The sequence below is a fragment of the Anaerosalibacter sp. Marseille-P3206 genome, assembly GCF_900155565.1.
In the GTDB taxonomy this organism is placed as follows: Bacteria; Bacillota; Clostridia; order Tissierellales; family Sporanaerobacteraceae; genus FUHM01.
Genome location: NZ_FUHM01000002.1, coordinates 719,591 through 744,243, shown reverse-complemented (window position 1 = coordinate 744,243; position 24,653 = coordinate 719,591). Strand labels below are relative to the sequence as shown.

The following is a 24,653-nucleotide window of genomic DNA, read 5'->3' as shown; positions in this document are numbered from 1 at the left end:
ACATGGGAAAATTATTTGGCACAGATGGAGTTAGAGGTATAGCAAATGAAGAATTGTCACCAGAATTAGCATATAAAATAGGAAGATCAGGAGCTTTTGTTTTGTCTAAAGGAAAGAAAGGCCCAATAGTAGTAGGAAAAGATACAAGAAAGTCTGGAGATATGCTTGAGGCTGCTTTGATTTCAGGAATAATGTCTGTAGGGCTAGATGTAATTAGTGTAGGAGTAGTGCCTACTCCAGCAGTAGCATATTTAACTAGAAAATACAATGCTTTAAGTGGTGTAGTTATATCGGCTTCTCATAATCCAGTTGAATACAATGGAATAAAATTTTTTAATGAAAATGGATATAAATTAAATGATAATATAGAAGAAGAAATTGAAGAGTATATATTAAATCCAGAAGCAATCAATAATAGACCAACTGGTGCTAGTATAGGTAAAAAAATAGAAATAACTGATGGTGGACTAGCTTATATAGAATATTTAAAAGATACAGTAGATGTAGATTTTAGTGGGTTAAAAATTGCTGTAGATTGTGGAAATGGTGCAGTATATGATGTTGCTTTAGAATTATTAAAACAACTAAATGCAGAAGTTGTAGTTATCAATAATGAACCAAATGGAGTTAATATCAATGTAAACTGTGGTTCTACAAATCCAGAAATGGTACAAAAGTTAGTATTAGAGACAAATGCAGATGTAGGACTATCTTTTGATGGAGATGCAGATAGGCTTATTGCTGTAGATGAAAGAGGAAATATAGTTGATGGAGATCATATATTAGCTATTTGTGGAACAAGTCTAAAAGAAAAAGGAAAATTGAAAAACGATACTGTAGTAGGAACAGTAATGACTAATATGGGTTTAGATATGTACTTAAAGGGAAAGAATATAAATGTAGTAAAAACAAAAGTTGGAGACAGATATGTTATAGAAGAAATGTTAAGTAGTGATTATGTTTTAGGTGGAGAACAATCAGGTCATATAATATTCTTAGAACATAATACTACTGGTGATGGACTACTAACAGCAATTCAATTGATTTCTGTTATGGTTGAAACAGGGAAAAAGATGTCTGAGTTAAATGAACTTATGACTAACTTTCCTCAAGTTTTAGTCAATGCCAAAGTTAAAAATGAATTAAAAAATAGATTCATGGAAGATGAAGTGATAAAACAAGAAATAGAAAAAATTGAAGAAATATTTCATGGAGAAGGAAGAGTTGTAATAAGACCATCAGGCACTGAACCTTTGGTAAGAGTAATGATAGAAGCAAAAGATGATAATGACCTATTAAAGGTAGCGACTGAACTTGCAGATTTAATAGAAGAAAGATTAGGTAATTAATTTAGTTTCGGAGGTTAAAAAAATGTGTGGAATAGTGGGATATATAGGTGATAAACATGCAATAGAATTATTGACTTGTGGGTTAGAAAAACTAGAATATAGAGGATATGATTCAGCAGGTGTAGCTTTTATAGATGAAAATAAACTAAAAATAGTTAAATCAAAAGGAAGACTTAATAATTTAGAAGAAAAGTTAGAAGTATCACCAAAACATAGTCATATAGGGATAGGTCATACAAGATGGGCAACCCATGGAGAACCTTCAGATATTAATTCTCATCCTCATCAAAATAAAAAAGGTAATATTGCAGTCGTTCACAATGGAATTATTGAAAATTATTTAGAAATAAAAGAAGAACTAATTAAAAAAGGATATGAATTTGTATCGGAAACAGATACTGAGGTTATTCCTTATTTAATAGATATGTATTATGAAGGAGATTTGAAGGAATCAGTAATAAAGGCAATAAAAAGATTAAAGGGATCTTTTGCACTGGGAATTATGTCTTTAGACGAACCAGATAAGCTTATAGCAGTGAGAAAAGATAGTCCATTAATAATAGGTATTGGACAAGGGGAAAACTTTATTGCTTCAGATATACCAGCAGTAATTGATTGGACAAGAGAAATATATATTTTAGAAAATGGTGAGATGGCGGAGCTTACTAAAGATAATGTAATTTTAATGGATTTTGATGGAAATCCTATAGAAAAGGAAGTATATAAAGTAACTTGGAATATAGATGAAGCACAAAAAGGTGGTTATGACCACTTTATGTTAAAAGAGATATTTGAACAGCCAAAAGTGCTTAAAGACACATTGTTTCCTAGAATAGGAAATGATGGAAGGATAAGACTAGACGATATAGATACTAATAGTTTAGACATAGAAAATATTGAAAAAATATATATTGTTGCTTGTGGTACAGCATATCATGCAGGACTTGTTGGAAAAAAACTTATAGAGAAATATGCAAAGATACCTGTAATTACAGATGTTGCTTCGGAATTTAGATATAATAATCCTTTTATAGATGAAAAGACATTACTTATAGTGGTAAGCCAATCAGGAGAAACTGCAGATACACTAGCCGCATTGAGATTGGCAAAGAAAAAGAAAGCAAAGACATTAGCAATATGTAATGTAGTAGGAAGTTCTATAGCTAGGGAAGTTGATTATATATTATATACTTGGGCAGGTCCAGAAATTGCTGTTGCTTCAACTAAAGCCTATACAACTCAAGTAGTATTATTAGCTTTGCTTGCACTTTATATTGCTGATGTAAGAAAAACAATAGATGAAGATGAATATAAAAAAGCATTAGAAGTATTGAACTCTATTCCTGATGATGTAGAAAAAATACTTAGAAGTAAATCTAAACTTGAGGATATAGCTTCACATTTATATAAAAGCAGGGATATATTCTATATAGGTAGAGGACTTGATTATTATGTAGCTATGGAAGGAAGTTTGAAATTAAAAGAAGTATCCTATATTCATTCAGAAGCTATGGCAGCAGGAGAATTGAAACATGGTACTTTGGCTTTGATAGAAAAAGATACACCAGTTATAGCTTTGGCAACCCAAGACTATTTATATGATAAGGTGATTAGCAATATAAAGGAAGTAAAGGCAAGAGGAGCATATACAATAGCTATAGCAAAAGAGGGGAATAATGAAATTGAGGGTGTAGCTGATTTAGTTATATATATACCCGATGTGATAAATGAATTAGCTGTACCATTAGCTATTATACCATTACAACTTATTGCCTATTATGTGGCAATACAAAGAGGTTGTGATGTAGATAAACCAAGAAATTTAGCTAAATCAGTAACAGTAGAATAACAATTTCCCGGGAAATATAAAAGGAAACACGGTAATTTGTTTCCTTTTAGTTATATTAATAATAAGATGGGGGTTGGCAATGATGAAGATTACTAAAAGGGCTTTACTGTTTTCTATTATTCTTTCTGTTATATTGATGTCTGGATGTAGTACAGATGAAAAAAGTAATGGTTCAAATATAGAAGATAAAATTAATATTGCTGTTTCTATAGTACCACAGGAGACATTTGTAAGAGCAGTTGGTGGAGATAAAGTTGATGTTATAACTATGATTCCACCTGGGAAAAGTCCAGGAAACTTTGCACCTACTCCAGATATTATGGAGAAATTTAGCGAGGCTAATATATATTTCACTATAGGTGTACCTACTGAAAAGGCAAGTATACTTCCTAAGGTAGGGGAATTTAACAAGGATGTAAAAATAGTAGATATGGCAGATGAAGTTTCAAAAGTTTATAGTGAAAGAAAATTTGAATCTGGAGATAGAGATCCACATATTTGGCTTTCTCCAAAGAGAGCAAAAGTGATGGTTCAAATAATAGCAAAAGAACTTTCAACAATAGATCCTTCTAATAAAGATTTTTATGAAAGCAATGCAGAAAAATATATTAGTGAACTAGATGAAGTTGATGCTGAAATTAAGAACTCTTTATCTTCCTTAGAGAAAAAGACATTTATATGTTATCATCCTGCTTTTGGTTATTTTGCAGATGATTATGGACTTCAAATGATAGCTCTTGAACATGAAGGAAAAGAAGCTACTATAGAAGACTTTCAAAAGACAATAGATTTCGCCAAGAAAGAGGGAATAAAGATTGTATTCTATCAAGCTGAAATAGATAGCAAACAATCAAGTACTCTTGCAACAGAAATTGGTGGAAAAGCTGAAATCATAGAACCACTTTCACCAAAATATATAGATAATCTTAAAACAATGGCAGAAACTTTTAAAAAAGCAATGGAAGTGAATTAATATGAATGCAATAGAAATAGAAGATTTAAGCGTTGATTTTAATAATATAAATGTTTTGAAGGATATAAATTTGACTATTGAGGATAAAGAATTTGTTGCAATTATAGGTCCCAATGGTGGAGGAAAGACCACTCTACTGAAGACAATTTTGGGACTTGTTAAACCTAAAAGAGGTAAAATAAAAATATATGGAAGTAAACCTTTAGATAAAAGTAGGTCTATAGGATATGTGCCTCAATTTACAAAGTTTGAAAAGACATTTCCTATAGATGTTTTTGATGTGGTTCTTATGGGGAGATTAAAATCTAATATAAAGTTTTTTCATAGGTACTCAAAAGAAGATATTGAATATGCAAAGAATATTATGAATATGTTAGATATATTTGAACTAAAAGATAGGCAAATAGGACAGCTTTCAGGTGGGCAGTTACAAAGAGTACTAATTGCACGTGCTCTTTGTACTGAGCCAAAACTTTTACTATTAGACGAACCAACTGCAAGTTTAGATGAACAATCTAAAAACAATATATATTCAATACTTAGAGAATTAAACAAAAAAATGACTATATTGATAGTAACTCATGATGGAGGATTTGTTTTTTCCTATATTGATAAAATAGCCTGTTTAAATCAAAAGTTGTTTTATCATGGAGAACCCGAGCTCAATAAAGATATAATAGATAAGGTCTATGGTTGTCCAGTAGATGCTATAGCTCATGGGGATATACCTCACAGAGTATTTAGAAATCATGAGGGGGAACTTTAGATGATAGATTCTATTTTTAAATATACATTTTTACAAAATGCTATAATCAGTGCTGCTCTTGCAAGTATTATTTGTGGTATCATTGGAACTATAATAGTTGAAAAGAAGCTGGTAATGCTAAGTGGAGGTATTGCACATGCGGCATTTGGTGGAATAGGAATGGGATACTTTTTAAATATAGAACCAATAATAGGAGCATTAATATTTGCTATAGCTTCTTCTTTTGGGGTAGTAACTATAAAAGAAAAATCAAAAATAAATTCTGATACTATTATAGGAATGTTTTGGGTATTGGGTATGGCATTGGGCATTATATTTATTTCACTTACTCCTGGATATCCTCCTGATATATCATCATATTTATTTGGTGATATACTTACAGTTTCTAAAATAGACATATATATAATGGCTATTTTAGACTTTATTGTTATTGTTATGATAATAGGATTTTTTAATCCTATAAAATCTTATTTATTTGACAAAGAGTTTTCTAAAGTAATTGGTATTAATGTAAAATTGATTGAGTATATGGTATTTTTATTTATGGCTTGTAGTGTAGTTGTACTTATAAGAGTAGTAGGTATAATGCTAGTAATTGCACTTTTAACAGTGCCACCAGCTATATCTAAATTGTTTACTTATGATTTGAAAAAGATTATGGGATTATCTATAGTATTTGGATTGTTTTTTTCATTATTAGGACTTTTTGTTTCATATAAATTACACATAGCTTCAGGAGCAACTATAATAATCATAGCTGTTTGTTCCTATGTTATATCATTAGCTATTACCAAATTATTTAAAAAAGAACAAACTGTATAAAGACAAAATATTAAGCAAGGTGGATATATTTAAATATATCCACCTTGCTATTAATTTTCGCTATATACTAATTCATATTCTTTGTCTTTTAGGATAAATATTTTTTCAACTTCATTATCTACTAAATCATTTATATCCTTATCATATTTAAACTTTGCACCTATTCCACAGTTAGAACTAAGTTTACGTGGTACAGGCATCAATTCACATTTTATATTTGATGATTTTAGCTTTCGGTCAAATTTTATTGCTCCAGAATGAGTAAAAAATATTGCTACATATTCACTCATATTATTTCCTCACTACAATCAATGTATCTTCTTCTTCATTTTTAAATTCCAGATTATATCCTAAGTTTTTTAGAAATCTAGTAATATTATTTTTTGCAGTGTTGTTATCAACTAAAATATCTATTCCTTCAGGATGTTTTTCAATTGCATTTTTAGTCATTAGTACAGGTTGTGGGCAAGACATTCCCCTTACATCAATTTTTTCCACTATATTCAGCTCCCTTCAAACTAGTTATTACTTGATTTACCTAATTTTTTTTGTTTTACAAGCATTTCAGAGTTTACAACAGAAATAATAAGAACTAATACAAAGCATATAATCACAGCTATTTGACCATTAGGTGTAGCACCTTTTGGGCTAGAAGCTAATCCAAAGTTATGACATATAGCTGCTCCAACTAAACTTCCCATAACTGTTACTGCGGAATCCGTATTTCCTTCTCCAGCCAATATTAGTTGTCTTAATGGACAACCACCAAGAAGTACAGAACCCCATCCCACTAGAACCATTCCAAGGAAGTTCCATAGTCCATTAGTGTGAGCCACAGGTTGATCAGCAAAGCTAGGATTAAAATATCCAAATACTAAATTTCCTATGAAAGCAAATACAAGAATTGATATGAACCCTGCTAAAAGATAATTGTCTTTAAACATAATCATATCTCTTGTACCACCAACCATACAAAGTCTTGTCTTTTGTGCTAATATACCTACTATTAATCCAGCAATTAATGCAATCCATATTGGAGCATGCATTGAACCAGGACCTTCTTCACTGAATATTAACATGCTAAATCCAGATAATAATAAAACAAACAATCCAACATTTACAATTGGGAAAAGATATCCCTCAAAATTAGGTAAATTATAACTTCTTCTTAGGTTAAAGCCTTTATTTAAGAAGTAAACGCCAATATAAATACCTACTACAAATCCTACTATTCCTAGTATTGCATTTAGGTCTCCACCAGCAAGTCTTAATACCATTCTTAGTGGGCAACCTAAAAACATTAAGGCACCTATCATTACTGCAATTCCTAAAACAAATCTAGTAAATGGTGAAGAACCACCTTTTGATTGAAATTCTTTGTTCTTCATAGAAATAATAAATGCACCTAATACAAGTCCTACTATTTCAGGACGAATGTATTGAACTATTGGTGCTCTGTGTAATCCTATCCCACCTGCAATATCCCTAATGAAACAGGCAATACAGAATCCCATATTTACTGGGTTACCAAATTTAACCAATAGTACAGATATTATCCCGACTATGGCTCCTGCAATAATTATTTTTTTCTTTTCACTCATGAAAAAACCTCCTTAAAAATTAAGTTATAATAATATCCCTTTATCTAAATCTTAACAATTAAATCTGAAAATGTATAATAAAATATATCTATACAACAATCATTTGGTATAATTATTTTAAATAGTTATTGTTTAATACTATAAATAAAGATATCCTTTTGTTAAGAATATTTTTTACGGTAAAAATATAAGGAGTGTTTAAATATGAAGGAACTATATTTAGATAACGGTGCAACTTCTTTTCCTAAAGCACCTAAAGTTGCGGAGAGTATGTCAAATTATTTATTAAATATTGGGTGTAATGTAAACAGGGGAGCTTACAAAAGTTCTTTTGAAGCAGAAAATATTGTTTTTGAAACTAGAGAATTAATATGTGAACTTTTTAACTTCGATAAACCTGAAAATGTAATATTTACTAAAAACATTACAGAAAGCCTTAATATATTGATGAAAGGTTTAATAAAATCAGGAGATCATGTAATAGTATCATCAATGGAGCATAATGCAGTTATGAGGCCACTAACAAGTCTTGTTAATAGTGGTAGTGAATACTCTAGGATTTCCTGCAATAAATATGGAGAATTAAATCCAAAAGACATAATAAAATACATAAAACCCAATACAAAAGCTGTAGTCATGACTCAAGCCTCAAATGTCTGTGGTACTATATTGGATTTAAAAGAAGTAGGGAATATATGTAAAGAAAATGGATTGCACTTCATTATTGATACTGCGCAAACAGCAGGTTTTTTAGATATTGACTACAAAGAATTAAATGCAGATGCTATAGCATTTACAGGACATAAAGGACTTTTAGGGCCTCAAGGTATGGGAGGATTTGTTATAAGTGACGATATGGTTTCAAAGCTAGACACTTTTATAGAAGGTGGTACAGGCAGTTTGTCAGAGAAGGAAATACAACCTGAATACATGCCTGATAAGTTTGAAGCTGGAACACTTAATATTCCGGGCATATATGGATTAAATGCTAGTTTGAAGTATATATTAAGTGAAAAAGTTAGTTCTATAAGAGAAAAAGAGTTATACTTATCAAAGAGATTTTTAGAAGGTCTTTTGAATATATCTGAATTGAATATAGTAGGGAAAAGCGATATTAAAGATAGAACAGCTGTGATTTCAGTAGATTTTCCTAATATGGATAATGCAGAAGTATCTTATAATTTATACAATGATTTTGGCATAATGACTAGATGTGGTCTTCACTGTGCACCTTCTGCACATAAAACTTTAGGAACATTTCCAAGGGGAACAGTTAGATTTAGTTTTAGTCACTTCAATACAGTAGAAGATGTAGATTATGCATTAAATGCAATTAATAAGATAATAAAAGAATAATGACCTAAAAAAACTGCTTATAAATAATATATTTAATAAGCAGTTTTTTTAGGATATTTTAATTGGCATTTGACAATAATTAAGAAAAAGAGTAATATAAAAATAACAAATGTAAATATTAAAATAAGTCTATAAATACAATTACAATTAGGAGGAATAAAAAATGAAGATATGTATTTCTGCTTCAGGAAAAAACAAAGATAGTTTATTAGATAAGAGATTTGGTAGATGTGAATATTTTCAAATTCACGATACTGATACTGAAGAAATAAAAGTTTTAGAAAATGAGGCAAAATTAGCCAGTGGTGGAGCAGGTATTGCTGCGTCAAATCAATTAATTGATGAAAAGGTAGATGTGATAATAACAGGTAATTTAGGACCAAATGCCTTTGAGCTTATTGAAAAGGAAGGAATTAAAGCATATAAATGTGAAGATATTGCTGTAAGTGAAGTTCTTAAAAAGTATAACAATGACGAACTTCAAGAAATAACTATGTCTGGTCCTGCACACCATGGGGGAAGCAAATAGATTGGAGTGAATATTCAATGAATATAGCAATACTTAGCGGAAAAGGTGGAACTGGAAAAACTACAGTTTCCACCAATCTAGCTCTTGCATTGAAGTTTAATTATGTAGATTGTGATGTAGAAGAACCAAATGGATTCTTATTTTTGAAACCCAAAATAGAAAAAACAGAAAAGGTTATGGTAGAATATCCAGTTATAGATGATGAAAAATGTGTTGCCTGTGGAGAATGTGTAAAGGCATGTCAATTTAATGCACTTGCAAAGGTAAGGGATAAAATTTTTCTTTTTGAAAAATTATGTCATAGTTGTGGAGCGTGTGAAATTGCATGTAAATACGATGCTATAAAATATGACAAAAGGGAAACTGGAAATATTGAAAGTGGGAAAGTTAGAGATATAAATTGTAGTAGAGGGATATTAAATATAGGTGAACCTATGGCAGTACCAGTTATTAAACAACTTCTTAAAGATTTAAAAGGTGAAAATAATTTAATTGACTGTCCACCTGGAACTTCCTGCAATGTAGTTAACACATTAAGATATGCAAATGCTGCAATATTGGTAACAGAACCTTCAGAGTTTGGACTTCATGATTTAAAAATTGCTGTAGGAGTTGTAAAGATGTTTCATATTCCATTTGGTATAATTATAAATAAAGATGATGGAAAGGATAATATAATAAGACAATATAGTAGAAAAGAAAATATCGAAATAATTGGAAGTATACCATATAGAAGAGATATAGCACAAGCTTATTCAAAGGGCGAAATTCTATATGACAATACAAAATTCAAACATATATTTGAATTATTAGCAAATAGATCAAAGGGGGTGCTGAAATGGAATTAGTAGTATTAAGTGGAAAAGGTGGAACAGGGAAAACTACAATTTCTACAGCACTATCTGAACTTGCGAAAGATGTTATGAGGGTAGATTGTGATGTTGAAGCATCGAATTTTTATATGTATTATAAAGGAAGAGATTTAGAAAAAGAAGATTTCTACGGTGGCAAAATAGCTATATTAGATAAAGAAAAATGTATACAATGTGGTAGATGTAAAGAAGTTTGTAGATTTGATGCTATTAATAATTTTGAAATAGACCCTTTTGCCTGTGAGGGATGTGGGGCATGTACTTTAGTTTGTCCTCAGGATGCCATAGTATTAGAAGATGAAAAAGTAGCAGATACATTTATAACAGCAACAGATCAAGGAGTCATTGCTAGAGCAGAGATGGGAATAGGAAGCGATGCATCAGGACTTCTTATATCATTTCTCCGTAAAAAAGCAAAGAAATTTAATAAAGATGAAAAATTAACTATAATAGATGGCTCTCCAGGTATAGGTTGTCCTGTTATTGCTTCTGTAACTGGCAGTGATGCAGTATTGATTGTAACAGAGCCAACTAAATCAGGTTTAGAAGATTTAAAGAGAGTAGTTACATTATGTGAACATTTTGAAGTTTTTACTATGGTTTGTGTAAATAAATATGATATAAACGAAGAAGTAGCCGATGAAATAGAAGATTTCGTAAATGATAGTGGAATAGAATTAGTTGGGAAGATTCCATATGATGATATGGTGATGAAATCTATAAATGAGTTAAAACCAATAACTTTTTATAAGGATAGTATAGCAGAAAAGGCTATTGAAGAAATGTGGGATAATATCAAAAAACTTATTTAAAAAAGAAAAGAGAGAACACAAAAAGGCTTCCTTATAATGTTTCAGTAGAAGCCTTTTTAATAGATTTAAAATTACATATAAATTAAAATTCCATCAATTCAATAATTCGTAGTTGCTATTTATAATTGGCATCTTTAAAGTGTCAAGAGTTTTTTCTAATAAAATTCCTTCTCTTCTTGGATAATTATAGCCATAACTTTCTCTAATACTAATAGAGATAAATTGTACACTTCTCTCTAGTGCTATAGGTAAACTATCACCTTTAAGTAGACTTCCTATTAGTACACTAGTGAATGCATCACCAGTTCCAGGAAATTCTACAGGAATATGTTTACAACTTATTTTCCAAAATTCACTACTTTCTTTGTCGTATCCAAAAACGCTTATATTGCCTGATATGGCAGTGTCAGGAATACTTGTAATGACAACTATTTTAGGTCCCATATTTGATAAATCTATTAACATTTTTTTAACTTCATTTTCATTAATGTTTTTAACATATGATTTTCCCAATAGATATGTAGCTTCTGTAAGATTGGGAGTAATAATATCAGATTTTTTTACTAATATCTTCATTTTTTCAACTATTTTTTTATTTATAGTGGGATATAGTTTTCCGTTGTCTCCCATAACAGGATCTACAACAATAATAGAAGAATCATTACTAAAAGTTTCAATAAAGTTTAAAATTATATCAACTTGTTTTGAAGAGCCTAAAAAGCCACTATAAATACAGTCAAACTTAATATTTTCCTTCGCCCAATGATTCATATAATCTTCCATTGAATCTGTCAAATCTACAAATGAGAAACTATCAAATCCTCCAGTATGATTTGATAGAATTGCTGTAGGGAATGGACATACTTGTATGTTCATAGATGAAAGTATTGGGATTATTGCTGTAAGTGAAGCTCTTCCATATCCAGACAAATCATGAATAGCTGCTACCTTTTTTACAGGATTTTTCATATGAATTCCCCTTTCATTTCAGTCTATAAGTATAATAATTTTTATAATTTATTACTTCTATATTGTCATCGTCATCTAATCTTTGTAAAAATTCTTCTGTATTAGAATTTCCTCTTTTTTCTATAAAAGATTTTATTTCAAATTGGTTCATTGGATGTCTTTTAATAATGCTCATAACGGCTTCGTAATCATCTTTTACTTCACTATAGAAGCCTTCGGATACTAGTTCATCTATAGATATACCTTCTAATATTGAAATGGCTTCTTTTATGCTTTCCTTTGAAGGTTGTTCTACAAAGCCTTCTGCTGGAGGTCTAACAGGAGAATTAATATATAATCTATGATAATTTATTGTACTTAATAAATTTTTTAGATTAATAAAGAATTCTTTATTGTCATTGATATTCTTTATAATCATAGTTTCAAGCCAAAGTTGTCCTTCATATTCTTTTGAAAAAATTTTTAGTCCTTCCACAACATCATCGAATTTTATATTTCCATGTGGTCTATTAATTTTTTTAAACATCTCTTCATTACATGCATCTATAGAAGGAAGTACTATATCGGCATTTTTTAAATCATTTCTTACAGAAGGATCAGATAACAAAGCTCCATTGGTTATAACTGCTATAGGTTTGTCAGTCATATTTTTTAATTTTTTAATTAAAATTCCTAAATCTTTATACAGTAGTGGTTCACCTTCACCTACTATAGTGACTACATCAAAATTAATTTCATCATTTAAATATTCTTTAAATTCTTCTATTAAATCATTACAACTAAAAAACTCTTCTCTTTTATTTGTCATGCACCTTGTCCTTCCCAATTGACAATATATACAAGAAAAATTGCAATGTCCTTTAGGTATAGGACTTATCCCGATAGAAATTCCCATTCTTCTTGAAGGAACAGGTCCAAAAACATATTTGAAATTTTTCATACCTATCACCTCTAAAATATATTTATATTTTCATACCGATACATTGTTTAAATGTATGCTTTTGTTTATATTATATAAATACACTTTACCATTGTCAATTCAAACACATTTATTAAATTACAATAAAAGTTATTGACATAAACTAACAATGATATATAATACAAATATAAAGAACATAAGTCCAAAACGAAAAGCATATAAGAAAATTCTTTGTTTTAGAGGTAGACAAAGACATGGCAGAAATCGGGGTGAATTAAATGGCTAGGCCTACTAGATTTAGGAAAGTGGAATTCTTTCCAGAGAATACTTATTTTGTTCCCTGGGGAAAGTCTAAATGTGAAATACAAGAAATAAAATTAAAAGTAGAAGAACTAGAGGCTATGAGGCTTAAGGATATTGAAGAATTAACTCAAGAAGAGTGTGCAGAAAAAATGCAAGTATCAAGGCAAACTTTTCAAAACATCATAAATAGTGCAAGGAAAAAAGTAGCTATTGCTTTAACTGAAGGAAATGCCATAAGGATATGTGGTGGAAATTATAAGATGAAATTTTGTACTCTGAAATGTATTGATTGTGGTAATATATATGAAATTAATTATGAGCAGGATAAATACATTTGTCCTATCTGTGGTTCAGAAAATGTTATTTGTAGTAAAAAACCTGAGTTTTGTAAAAAATGGTGTAAAAAAGAAAGGCAAAAAAAAGATATCTAATTTGATATCTTTTTTTTTTATTATGTTTCACGTATTATCAAATGATTGTCTTGATATAAAATAATATGTTATACTAGATAAGAAATATAATACATTGCGAGGGATATTATGAAAAAAACATCGATACTATTAATTATACTATTATTAATCTGTTCATTAAATGTTTATGCAGAATCAGTTGAAGATTCAAATATGACAATGGAAACAGCTATTGTATTAGATGCTAGTGATATGATAGAAGCTGAAGAATATGATGGACAATATCAAAATGTAAAATTAAAAATAACCAGTGGTAAATATAAAAATGAAATTGTTGATACGGAAAATCAATTATCATCAAATTTTGCTTTCAATATTATAGTAAAAGAAGGAGACAAAGTTGTAGTTTCAATTGAAGAAATTGAAGATGGTGATATAAATGTATTTATTACCGACTATATGCGTCAACATTACATATTCTACTTAACTATAATATTTATATTGTTAATACTATTAATAGGAAGGAAAAAGGGTTTAAAATCTGTAATCACTTTAACAATTACGGTACTTGCTATATTAAAGATTCTATTACCAATGATGTTAAAAGGTGCAAATCCTATTCCTATTACAATTATTATTTCTATTGGTATCACAGTTTTAACCATATTTGTTGTAGGTGGAATTAATAGTAAGAGTATTTCAGCTATACTAGGGACAAGTGCAGGAGTTTTAATTGCAGGTCTTATAGCTTATTTTGTTGGTAGTAAGATAAAACTTACAGGACTTAGTAGTGACGAAGCTATGATGTTAGCATATATACCACAGGAAGTTAACTTTGACTTTAGAAGTTTATTGTTTTCTGGTATCATATTAGGTTCATTGGGAGCTGTAATGGATGTTGGAATGTCTATTTCTTCTGCTATAGAGGAAATCTATAATGCAAATCCTGATATAACAAGGAAAGATTTGTTTGATTCTGGGATGAATGTAGGCAAAGATATTATGGGAACTATGACTAATACATTGATTTTAGCCTATACTGGAAGTACAATCCCAATGTTACTTTTGTTTATGGCCTATGAAACTTCGATGGTAAAAATAATAAATCTTGATATTATTGCAACAGAAGTTATTAGATCTTTAGCTGGTAGTATAGGGTTAGTACTTACTATTCCATTAACAGCATTTATTGCAAGTGTATTGATTAATAAAAATAAGACTGCAGTTATAGATAAAGACTAATTTGCTAATACCAAGGATTAGATATAGCATAAGAAATTCATTATCACAATTGGAGAGATGAATATGATTACTATAGATGTACCTGGATATAAAACTTTAAACATTCACAATGTAGTATTTGATTTTAATGGAACAATAGCTAAAGACGGCGTATTGGTTGATGGAGTAATAGAAATTATAAAAGATTTAGCAAATAAAGGTGTAAAAGTATATGTTCTTACTGCTGATACAAATGGTTCTGTTAAAAGAGAGTGTAGTGGACTTCCTGTATATATTGAAAAATTTGATAAAGGAAATGCCATATTAGAAAAAAGAAAAGTTGTTGAAAGACTTGGAAGTGATATAACTGCTTCTTTTGGTAATGGAAGAAATGATTCAGAAATGTTTAAAATAAGTACATTATCTATTGGGGTAATAGGGAGTGAAGGGTGTTTTTCAAAAACCATTTTTGAATCAGATATAGTTGTTACCAATATAATAGATGGAATTAACTTATTACTAAAACCAAATAGATTAAAAGCAACACTTAGAAACTAATTCTTAAGCTTGTATTTCAAAAATACAAGCTTTTTTCATGTTTAAATTGAATATTACATTAATATGAAGGAATAATAAAACTAGGAAATGATTAAGAATTGGAGAGAAATTAATGAAACAGTATTTAACAAATAGACAAATTTCATTATTATTATTTGCAGTTATAGTAGGATATGAAATTGTAAATTTACCTAAAAATATAGTGGAATCAGCAGGAACAGGGGGATGGATAACTTTAATAATCAATACATTATTCTTCATGTTTATGGCATATGTTATAACATATATACAGTATAACAATGAAAATAAAATTTTGTATGAATATACTAGAGATTTATATGGAAAGTATATATCAACAATAATAACTACATTATATATATTATATTTTATGCTTATTGTATCATTAATTTTGAGGATGTATTCAGAAGTTCTTAGGCTTGTTTTTTTAAATAAAACTCCCATATGGGCGACACTTTTTGTATTTTATTTTATAGCAATGTTTGCAGTTTCAAAAAAACTTCATGCTATTGGAAGACTTGCGGAAATATATAGTTTAATTGTAATCATTGGTTATTTGTTCATTATAGGTATAATGCTTACTAAAGCAAAGTTGATAAACGTACAGCCTTTTTTTGAGAGTTCACAAGTAAAGAAATATTTGAAATCTACATTCAATCTAATATTTCCATTTTTGGGAATTGAGGCTGTTTTTTTTATACCGTTGAATAAAAAAAATAATACTAATATTTTTAAGCATACAATACTTACTATATTAGGCATAGGAATTTTGTATATTATCATTTTTGAGTCTGTGTTATCTATTGGAGGTATAGAAAACATAATAAATCAAAAGACTATTGTTTTTCAAACTTTAAGAGGATTGGATGTTTATAAGCTTGAAACCTTAAGAAGATTAGATGGTTTATACTTAATGTTTTCTACTATGAATTTATTTACTTCAATTTGTGTTTTTGTGTATGGAACAACGAATTTAATAAATGAAGTATTACCTAAAATTAAGACTAAATATATATTGTTAACAGTGACAATAGCTCAATACATTATTTCTCTATTACCCAGATCAGTAATGGAAGTAGAAAGTGGAATAAAAATGACATCAAAATTAGGTATTATATGTGGAATTGTAATACCGTTAATAATATTTATAACAATGCAGGTGAAAAAGAATGAAAAAGTATAGGGTGTTAATTATCATAATAATTATTTCTTTAATTTTAACAGGTTGTTGGGATTATAATGACGTAAATAAAAGAAGTATAACTCTATCTGTTGGAGTAGATAATGTTCATAATAGTAAGGGAGTTGAGTTTTCCGGAGAAATTGCAAGATTAGGTCCTAGTAAAGGAGGAAAAGAAGAAGGTGGAGGACAAATAGGTTCAGCTTCTATCACATCTTCATTTACGTTTGTTTCAAAGGGCAAAGATTTTGAAGAAGCGAGAGCAAATTATAACAATGAAATACCACTAAATGATTTTTCTGGTGCAACTCGTGCAGTAGTTTTTAGTAAGGAGTATGCTAAAGATCCTGGAATAGATTCATATATAAATAGAGTAATAAATTTATTTGGCTTCAGAAGTGCACTATTAATTGCTGTATCTGATATTCCTACAAATGAATTGTTTAATACTAAAATTAAGAATGATATATCTATAGGTCATGCTATAGAAGATACATTGAGACATTTAAGTGAAGAGGGTAATATTGTATATAAAACTATCTATGAAACAAATTCAGATATATTGCTTAAAGATGTAGGATATTTAATTCCTTATATAGGTATTAGAGATTCTAGCATTTCAGTTTTAGGATATGCAGTGATGTCGGATTATTCTAAGTTAATTGATATTATAAAACCTAACCAGGTAAGTACTGTTAATTTTCTTATTTCTAAAAATGCTGTTCAAAGAAAAGCATATAAATGTCCGATACATCCAACACAAGATATTTCAGTAAAAACATCACTAAAAAAGAGAAAAATAAAAACTTCTACTACAAATAATTCTATTAATATAGACATTGTCTTAGATTTGAAATCAGAAATTCAATATCCGTACCATAAACAATTACATAGTAAAAAGGATATTGAACCATTAGAAAAATCTATTGAAAATAGAATAACAGAAGATGTATTAAATATAATCAAAAAATCTCAAGAAGATTTTAAGATAGATTGTTTTGATTTTGCAAGATATTTTAGAGCACAGAATCCTGAAGTATATAAGAATATTTCATGGAAAGAAGAGTATCCAAATATTAATTTTACTGTAAAAGTAAAAACAAAGCTAATTAATACGAATTTATTGGAGATATACAAAGATTGAGAGATGAAGAATTATGAAGAACAATTTTCTAGAAAAAATGAATGAGTTAGATAACAAGAATACTGGAGTAAATGTAAGAAAGTTATTATCTTTAGATAAAGAAATATACCTATTATATATTTCTCTTATTGTAGATAGAAAGAGTATTTCTGAGAATATAATTAAGCCTATACTTAAGTATACAGAAAATAGTAAATTAACCATGAAAAAATTAGCTGAATCTGTAATTTTTGTTGATGAAGTTGAATTTGATAGTGATGAAGAAAAAATAGAACATTATCTCTTAGAGGGTAAAACAATAGTATTATCTCCTAATGAAGATGATTACTTGGTTGTTGATGTGCTTAAAAGAGAAAAAAGAAATGTTGAATCTCCTGAAGTTGAAACTGGTATAAAAGCTCCTAGGGATGCTTTTACTGAAAGTATTGAAACGAATCTTTCTCTTATTAGATATAGAATAAAAGATCCAGAATTACGAATAGAAAGTATTTCAATTGGTAGACGAACAAAAACAAAAGTAGCTGTAGTATATATAGAAGATATAGTAAACACTAATTATCTAAATCAGATAAAAGATCAACTTAATAGAATAGAGATTGATGGAATATTAGAGTCAGGATATATACAAAAGTATTTATCTGATAGAAAAAAGATTTTTCCCCAAATTGGCACTTCTGAGAGATCAGATTCAGTAGCGGGGAAATTATTAGATGGTAAGGTAGCTATTATAGTAGATGGGAGTAATTTTGCATTAATTGCTCCTAGAACCTTTTTAGAGTTTTTAGATTCTGGAGATGATCACTATGAAAGTACTTATATATCTGCTTTTGTATCAATAATAAGGTTTATAGCATTACTATTAACACTTACATTATCAGCACTATATGTAACTGTTGTAGCATATCATCCTGATATACTACCATCCCAATATATATTATCTTTGGCCAATTCACGTGTATCTGTACCAGTAAATGCTCTATTAGAAGCATTAATTATGGAGTTTGTTGTAGAATTGTTGAGAGAATCAAATACTAGGCTTCCTAGACAAATAGGTCCTTCTATAGGAATTGTGGGAACTATAGTTATAGGTCAGGCGGCTGTTTCTGCTGGGCTTGTAAGTCCACTTATGGTAATTATAGTGTCTCTTTCTTCAATGGCATCTTTTGCACTTCCTGATTATGCTTTGGTTAATATTACGAGATTACTTAAGTTTTTTATGATATTATGTGCAGGGGCATTTGGATTGTTTGGGTTTATAATGGGCTATACTTTTTTAGTTGTTATACTAGTTTCTACCTATAGTGTTGGGATACCATATACAGCACCTTTAGCTCCATTTAGTTTTAAAGATATCAAAGATTTTTTACTAGCTGATATAGTTACAAACAAAGAAAGACCTAGTTATATCAATACAAAAGATAAGACTAAAAGGTAATTATACTTAATATATTATGATATAATAATTATAATTAAAAAATGCGTCTTTATATTCATAGAATAAATAATCAAAAGAGTATATAATTTATTTATTGAATATAATTAAATGGGGAGTTGAATATGAAAAAATATAATTTAGATACTATTGTAGGAAAAGTAGATGAAATGCCTGTTTTGCCAAATAGAATAAATAGGATTATGGAAATTACCCAAGATCCAGATTCCACTATTGGTGATTTAGAAATGGAAATACTTAAAGATCAAAGCTTGACTAGTAAAGTACTAAAACTAGCTAATTCTACCCATTATGGGTATCCTAGAAAAATAAGCACAGTATCTAGAGCAACAGTATTGCTAGGATTTAAGACTATTGAGAGTATAGTACTTGCTTCTACTGTAAGTAAATATCTTTTAGGTGAGTTAGAAGGATATGCTCTAGGGAAAAACGATCTTTGGAATCAATCTCAGACTTGTGCTATTATTTCAAGATATATTGCAAAGTACAAAGGGTTTGAGCAACCAGAACAAGCATATATAGCAGGACTTATAAGAGATATTGGAAAGACTATACTAAATCATTATGTAAAAAATGAGTACGACGAGATAGTAGAAATGGTAGAATCAGAAGGTAGATCTTTTTTGGAAGCAGAAAGTATAGTTTTAGGTTTTGATCATGGACAAATTGGTGGAAAGGTTGCGGAGAAATGGAATTTTCCTAGTGAATTAGTTGAAGCCATAGAATATCATCATACACCAGAAAAGTCAAAAGAGAATCCTAAGCTAGTATCTATAGTACATGTTGCAGATGCTATAACTATGATGATGGGTGTAGGACTTGGAGTTGATGGAATGGCCTATGGATTTTCACAATTTGCATTAGAGATATTAGAAATAGATGAAAGTGAAATTGAATATATAATATCTGAAGTTTCCGATTTGATATTAGATGAGGATAGTTTTAATATTGTATAGGTGATAAGGTAGGTGAAAATGTTGAAGAAAAAAGTAGTTCTAGGAATGAGTGGTGGAGTAGATAGTTCTGTAGCAGCATATATACTAAAGGAATCTGGTTATGATGTTATTGGAGTAACAATGAGTGTTATTGATTGTTCTATCACATCAGTTAATGATGCTAAACTAGTTGCAGATAAATTGGATATTCCTTTTCATATTTTGGATTTCAAAGAATTATTCGAAAGAAAGGTAATAGATTATTTTGTTGATGAGTATTTAAATGGCAGAACTCCTAACCCTTGTGTTAAATGCAATAAATTAATAAAATTTGATGAATTCCTAAAAAAGGCTAATGAAATGGGTGCAGATTATATAGCTACAGGTCACTATGCTAAGATAGAAAAAGATAATGCTACAGGAAGATATCTTCTAAAAAGATCCTTAGATACAAAAAAAGATCAAACTTATGTATTGTATAATTTGACTCAATATCAATTAGAACATACTCTCATGCCATTAGGTAGCTATACAAAAGAAGAAATAAGAAATATAGCAGAAAAAATAGGTTTAAAAGTTCATAATAAACCAGATAGTCAAGAAATATGTTTTATTCCTGATGATGACCATGGAAGGTTTATTAAAGAAAGAGTACCTGACAAAGTCAAATCAGGATACTTTGTTGATGAACAAGGAAATGTTCTTGGTAAGCATAAAGGGATTGTCAATTATACTATAGGTCAAAGGAAAGGACTAGGTATTGCATTGGGCAAAAGAGTGTTTGTCAAAGATATTGTTCCTGAAAATAATACAGTAGTATTGGCGGATGAGGAAAAAATATTTAATAAAGTTCTTTATGCTGAAGAACTTAATCTTATTCCATTTGAAACAATATCAGATGAAATGAAAGTTACTGCTAAAATCAGATATGGAACAAGAGAGTCAGAGGCAATAGTTAGGAAATATGAAAATGGAATAATTGTAGAATTCAAAGAGCCACAGAGAGCTATAACAAAAGGACAATCAGTAGTTTTATATGATGGGGAACTTGTTATAGGTGGAGGTATTATTAAAAAGATTGTTTAATAATATCATTTTTTTTAATATTAAAGTGAAAAGTAAAGTTTTTTTCACTTTAATATTAAACACTGGTTAATATTTGTTTAATATAGAGTTACAAAAAATTAATAATTTCTCTTTTGATCGTTTTGTAATACATAAATATGCAAGGTAAGTATTATTAATATAAAAAAACAAATTAATAATATAACTATATAAAACTATATATTAACAACAATTCAGTAGTTTTAAAAGTATCGATATTTAATTTTAAAATTCATATTAATAGTAGATGTTTTCTAAATATAAGCTTCTATCTTACTATACTTTATAATATAATTTAAAAAGGACTTTAATAGAATATACAGAAAATTCATTCTTGAAAGAAATTATAGAAAATACTATACGTTATTAAATTCTAAATCTTTGCATATTAAAAAGAGTCTGTGATTTTCAAATGTTTGCAATTGTCTATACAATTCGAATTATTTAATTATTTAAATTGTAATATATAATACTTAAAAAGAGGACTATATTAATATGTGTAGAATAAGTAATATTAATGTATAATGTTTTTAATTTCATGTAAATTATAAATACTTGAATCAATAAATATATGTATAAAGGATTATGAATAAATATTCATAATGTATAATTGTCAATAATGTGTCATACCATAGTTGTCCATTGACATTTATGAACAATGGATGGTATAATACAATAAATTTACAAGTTTCAAAAAAGTATAAAAACAAAAAGGGGGAGTGTTTTAAAATGAAAAGAAAGTTAGCTTTGATACTTTCTCTAGTACTAGTTTTATCATTAGTATTAGCAGGATGTGGTGAAAAGGATCCAGCACCAGCAGATACTGATAGCGAAGCTAAAGATGAGAAAGTAGAAGACTCAGTTGCTAATCCAGCTAAGACTAGAGATGGAGCAGATACTCTTATAGTTGGTATGCATGAAGTAAAAGGTGATTTCATACCTGTATACTACAGTACAGAATATGATGGATATGTTGTAGGAGTAGTATATGATGGACTTCTTAGCAATGATGAAGAAGGAAATCCAATTCCTCATGTAGCAAAAGAATGGGAATTATCAGAAGACAAAAAGACTTATACTTTCCATTTAAGAGACGATGTTAAGTTTAGTGATGGAGAACCACTAACAGCAAAAGACATTGAATTTACTTACATGGTTCTATGTGACCCAACTTATGATGGAAGATATACTGATCAAGTTAGTCAAATCATAGGACGTGAAGAGTATAGTGAGGGTAAAGCTGACAACATTGAAGGAATCAAAGTAATTGATGACTACACTATTTCTTTTACATTTAGCGAAGCACTAGCAACACATATTTGGGACTGTAGTTTTGCGATAATGCCTAAACATGCTTTCCCAGATTACAAAAGAGGGAACATTGAAGCTATAAAGGCACAAATGCAAACACCAGTAGGCTCAGGACCTTTTATACTTGAAAAATTTGAAGCAAAACAATTTGTAGAGTTTAAAGCTAACCCAGATTATTTCTTAGGAGCACCAAAAGTTGACAAAATGATTTTTAAGTTTACTACAGCTGAAACTCAAATGTCAGAAGTTGAAAAAGGATCAATAGACGTTCAACTTGCAGTTCCACCAAAATCAGAAAACAAAGAAATTATAGATGGTACTGGATTTGTAAATATAGTTGAATATCCTGACAATGGTTATGGATATATGGGATGGAACTTAAGAGATCCAAGACTTGCTGATAAGAGAGTACGTCAAGCATTAACTTATGGATTTAACAGACAACAATTTGTTGAAGTATACTATCAAGGATATGCAACAATATGTAATGTACCTATTTCACAAGTATCATGGGCATATACAGATGATATAAACGACTATGCATATGATCCAGATAAAGCTATAGCACTTCTTGAAGAAGCAGGCTGGATGCCAGGAGCAGATGGAATTAGAGAAAAAGATGGCATGAAGTTAGATTTTGTATGGGATACTTACACAGATAGTAAGTATGTTGAAACTATGATTCCAATGCTAAAAGCTGACTGGGAAAAGATAGGTGTTAAGGTAGAACCAAACTTAATGGAATTCAACTCATTAGTTGAAAAAGTTTATGATAAACGTGAATTTGATATGTACAATATGGCTTGGTCATTAAGTATTGATCCAGACGCATTAGAATTATTCCATACTTCACAAGATATTCCTTCAGGAAACAACTCAATAGGATTTAGAAATGAAGAAAATGATAAGCTAATGGAAGCTGGAAGAAAAGAATTTGACCAAAACAAACGTGCTGAAATTTATCATGAATGGGCTAAGTTAATGAACGAAGAACTACCATATATGTTCTTAACTCAAAACTTACACTGGGATGCAGTTAATGAACGTGTTAAGAATTGGAACACATCACCATATATTGACTTTTCAAATCCAAGTGTAATAATTGGTGTAGAAATAGAACAATAATTTCTAGGGTATTAATAAATTTATATAATGTAAACCCGGTAAAAGCCGGGTTTGCATTATGTAATAGCAAACTTTACAACACTAAAGGAGGGAAATCATGCTAAAGTATATAGTAAGAAGATTACTACACTTAATACCAGTAGTAATAATTATATCTATAGTAATATTTTCAATTGTAAAATTAGCACCTGGAGATCCTGTAGGAGCAAACCTTAATCCAAAATCAACAGCAGAACAAAAAGCTGCTGAACGTGCAAGACTTGGATTGGACAAGCCACTTCCTGTACAGTATTTTAATTGGATAAGCAGATCACTAAAAGGTGATTTTGGTGAATCATATATTTATAAAAGACCTGTAAAGGATGTAGTACCACAATTTATATGGAATAGTTTTCTTTTAAATGCTCTTGATTTTGTATTAGCATTTTTAATTTCAATTCCTATCGGTATAGTATGTGCCGTTAAACAATATTCAAAGACAGATAATTTCTGGACAGTATTTTCTATTATAGGTATATCAATGCCATCCTTTTTCTTTGGATTATTGTTGATATATGTTTTTTCAGTAAAATTGAATTGGTTCCCTATTAATGGGATGGTTACACCAGGTAAAAATGCAACAGGATTAGCTCATGTTGGAGATGTATTAAATCATATGTTTTTACCAGCTCTTGTATTAATTATAGGAAGTATGGCTAGTTTAGTTAGATATACTAGAACTAGTATGCTTGAAGTAATTAACCAAGATTATATTCGTACTGCAAGATCAAAAGGTCTTTCAGAAAAGGTTGTAATATATAAACACGCATTTAGAAATGCTCTTATACCAATAATGACCGTAATAGGATTCTGGATTCCAGGACTTTTCTCTGGAGCAGTTATTCTTGAGACTACTTTCGTATGGCCTGGAATAGGGAATGTTATGATGGACGCTATTAGTGCAAGAGATTATAATATGATAATGGCATTAAATATGTTCTTTGCAATGTTAACATTACTTGGAAACTTATTAGCTGATATTGGATATGCTCTAGTTGATCCAAGGATTAAAGTAGAGTAGGAAGGAGGAGAACA

At 29.5% G+C, this 24,653-nt stretch carries 24 protein-coding genes; 19 read left to right on the top strand and 5 right to left on the bottom strand.

Annotated elements, in window-relative coordinates; translation table 11 throughout:
• Nucleotides 1–2: 2 nt before the first annotated feature.
• From glmM to BQ9840_RS04885, 5 genes are all read left to right on the top strand, one after another.
• Nucleotides 3–1,349, top strand: a complete 1,347-nt coding sequence (glmM, locus tag BQ9840_RS04905) for a phosphoglucosamine mutase (RefSeq protein WP_077368638.1) — start codon at nt 3–5, stop codon at nt 1,347–1,349.
• 22 nt (nt 1,350–1,371) lie between these two features.
• Entirely contained in the window at nt 1,372–3,198 is a 1,827-nt protein-coding gene (gene glmS, locus BQ9840_RS04900) for a glutamine--fructose-6-phosphate transaminase (isomerizing) (RefSeq protein WP_077368636.1), read from the top strand.
• Between the two features lie 79 nt (nt 3,199–3,277).
• Nucleotides 3,278–4,171 (top strand): metal ABC transporter substrate-binding protein, encoded by an 894-nt coding sequence (locus BQ9840_RS04895; RefSeq protein WP_077368634.1) that lies wholly within the window; start codon nt 3,278–3,280, stop codon nt 4,169–4,171.
• Between the two features lies 1 nt (nt 4,172).
• On the top strand, nt 4,173–4,937 hold the full coding sequence (locus tag BQ9840_RS04890) for a metal ABC transporter ATP-binding protein (protein ID WP_077368632.1): 765 nt from the start codon (nt 4,173–4,175) through the stop codon (nt 4,935–4,937).
• A complete protein-coding gene (locus tag BQ9840_RS04885; RefSeq protein WP_077368631.1) occupies nt 4,938–5,759 on the top strand; it encodes a metal ABC transporter permease in 822 nt (273 codons plus the stop codon).
• A gap of 50 nt (nt 5,760–5,809) precedes the next feature.
• Here BQ9840_RS04885 and BQ9840_RS04880 read toward each other — a convergent pair whose 3' ends face one another.
• Genes BQ9840_RS04880 through yedE form a run of 3 tightly spaced genes read right to left on the bottom strand, consistent with a single transcriptional unit; the run spans nt 5,810 to nt 7,360 of the window.
• Complete coding sequence (locus tag BQ9840_RS04880) at nt 5,810–6,049, bottom strand: DUF3343 domain-containing protein (RefSeq protein WP_077368629.1); 240 nt, start codon at nt 6,047–6,049, stop codon at nt 5,810–5,812.
• Between the two features lies 1 nt (nt 6,050).
• On the bottom strand, nt 6,051–6,257 hold the full coding sequence (locus BQ9840_RS04875; protein WP_077368627.1) for a sulfurtransferase TusA family protein: 207 nt from the start codon (nt 6,255–6,257) through the stop codon (nt 6,051–6,053).
• Nucleotides 6,258–6,277: 20 nt separating this feature from the next.
• Nucleotides 6,278–7,360 carry a YedE family putative selenium transporter gene (gene yedE / locus BQ9840_RS04870; protein ID WP_077368625.1) on the bottom strand — a complete coding sequence of 361 codons (1,083 nt, stop codon included), beginning with the start codon at nt 7,358–7,360 and terminating at the stop codon, nt 6,278–6,280.
• Between the two features lie 204 nt (nt 7,361–7,564).
• Between yedE and BQ9840_RS04865 the strand changes: the two genes are divergently transcribed.
• The 4 genes from BQ9840_RS04865 to BQ9840_RS04850 all read left to right on the top strand — a co-directional run bounded on the left by BQ9840_RS04865 (nt 7,565) and on the right by BQ9840_RS04850 (nt 10,929).
• A complete protein-coding gene (locus BQ9840_RS04865; RefSeq protein WP_077368623.1) occupies nt 7,565–8,716 on the top strand; it encodes an aminotransferase class V-fold PLP-dependent enzyme in 1,152 nt (383 codons plus the stop codon).
• A 163-nt stretch (nt 8,717–8,879) separates the two neighbouring features.
• Complete coding sequence (locus tag BQ9840_RS04860) at nt 8,880–9,245, top strand: NifB/NifX family molybdenum-iron cluster-binding protein (RefSeq protein ID WP_077368621.1); 366 nt, start codon at nt 8,880–8,882, stop codon at nt 9,243–9,245.
• 17 nt (nt 9,246–9,262) lie between these two features.
• The gene (locus tag BQ9840_RS04855; RefSeq protein ID WP_077368619.1) at nt 9,263–10,093 is read left to right on the top strand and encodes a nucleotide-binding protein; all 831 of its coding nucleotides are present in this window, start codon (nt 9,263–9,265) and stop codon (nt 10,091–10,093) included.
• On the top strand, nt 10,084–10,929 hold the full coding sequence (locus BQ9840_RS04850; protein WP_077368617.1) for an ATP-binding protein: 846 nt from the start codon (nt 10,084–10,086) through the stop codon (nt 10,927–10,929). Before BQ9840_RS04855 ends, BQ9840_RS04850 begins: the two co-directional genes overlap by 10 nt.
• A gap of 93 nt (nt 10,930–11,022) precedes the next feature.
• On the opposite strand, the gene BQ9840_RS04845 is transcribed toward BQ9840_RS04850, so the two are convergent.
• Both BQ9840_RS04845 and BQ9840_RS04840 read right to left on the bottom strand, forming a co-directional pair.
• Entirely contained in the window at nt 11,023–11,898 is an 876-nt protein-coding gene (locus BQ9840_RS04845; RefSeq protein WP_077368615.1) for a pyridoxamine kinase, read from the bottom strand.
• Nucleotides 11,899–11,911: 13 nt separating this feature from the next.
• Nucleotides 11,912–12,838, bottom strand: a complete 927-nt coding sequence (locus tag BQ9840_RS04840) for a radical SAM protein (protein WP_077368613.1) — start codon at nt 12,836–12,838, stop codon at nt 11,912–11,914.
• A 257-nt stretch (nt 12,839–13,095) separates the two neighbouring features.
• Between BQ9840_RS04840 and BQ9840_RS04835 the strand changes: the two genes are divergently transcribed.
• The 10 genes from BQ9840_RS04835 (at nt 13,096) to BQ9840_RS04790 (ending at nt 24,639) form a co-directional block, all read left to right on the top strand.
• Complete coding sequence (locus tag BQ9840_RS04835) at nt 13,096–13,551, top strand: DUF134 domain-containing protein (RefSeq protein ID WP_077368611.1); 456 nt, start codon at nt 13,096–13,098, stop codon at nt 13,549–13,551.
• A gap of 108 nt (nt 13,552–13,659) precedes the next feature.
• On the top strand, nt 13,660–14,772 hold the full coding sequence (locus BQ9840_RS04830) for a YibE/F family protein (protein WP_077368609.1): 1,113 nt from the start codon (nt 13,660–13,662) through the stop codon (nt 14,770–14,772).
• 63 nt (nt 14,773–14,835) lie between these two features.
• Nucleotides 14,836–15,309, top strand: a complete 474-nt coding sequence (locus BQ9840_RS04825) for an HAD family hydrolase (RefSeq protein WP_077368607.1) — start codon at nt 14,836–14,838, stop codon at nt 15,307–15,309.
• Between the two features lie 112 nt (nt 15,310–15,421).
• Nucleotides 15,422–16,510, top strand: a complete 1,089-nt coding sequence (locus tag BQ9840_RS04820) for a GerAB/ArcD/ProY family transporter (RefSeq protein ID WP_077368605.1) — start codon at nt 15,422–15,424, stop codon at nt 16,508–16,510.
• On the top strand, nt 16,497–17,651 hold the full coding sequence (locus BQ9840_RS04815) for a Ger(x)C family spore germination protein (protein WP_077368603.1): 1,155 nt from the start codon (nt 16,497–16,499) through the stop codon (nt 17,649–17,651). The genes BQ9840_RS04820 and BQ9840_RS04815 overlap by 14 nt, the downstream gene beginning before the upstream one ends.
• 13 nt (nt 17,652–17,664) lie before the next feature.
• Complete coding sequence (locus tag BQ9840_RS04810; RefSeq protein WP_077368601.1) at nt 17,665–19,086, top strand: spore germination protein; 1,422 nt, start codon at nt 17,665–17,667, stop codon at nt 19,084–19,086.
• Nucleotides 19,087–19,208: 122 nt separating this feature from the next.
• On the top strand, nt 19,209–20,060 hold the full coding sequence (locus BQ9840_RS04805) for an HDOD domain-containing protein (RefSeq protein WP_077368598.1): 852 nt from the start codon (nt 19,209–19,211) through the stop codon (nt 20,058–20,060).
• An 18-nt stretch (nt 20,061–20,078) separates the two neighbouring features.
• Nucleotides 20,079–21,125 carry a tRNA 2-thiouridine(34) synthase MnmA gene (gene mnmA, locus BQ9840_RS04800; protein ID WP_077368596.1) on the top strand — a complete coding sequence of 349 codons (1,047 nt, stop codon included), beginning with the start codon at nt 20,079–20,081 and terminating at the stop codon, nt 21,123–21,125.
• A gap of 747 nt (nt 21,126–21,872) precedes the next feature.
• Complete coding sequence (locus BQ9840_RS04795; protein ID WP_159436079.1) at nt 21,873–23,579, top strand: ABC transporter substrate-binding protein; 1,707 nt, start codon at nt 21,873–21,875, stop codon at nt 23,577–23,579.
• Nucleotides 23,580–23,676: 97 nt separating this feature from the next.
• The gene (locus tag BQ9840_RS04790; RefSeq protein WP_077368592.1) at nt 23,677–24,639 is read left to right on the top strand and encodes an ABC transporter permease; all 963 of its coding nucleotides are present in this window, start codon (nt 23,677–23,679) and stop codon (nt 24,637–24,639) included.
• Nucleotides 24,640–24,653 lie beyond the last annotated feature (14 nt).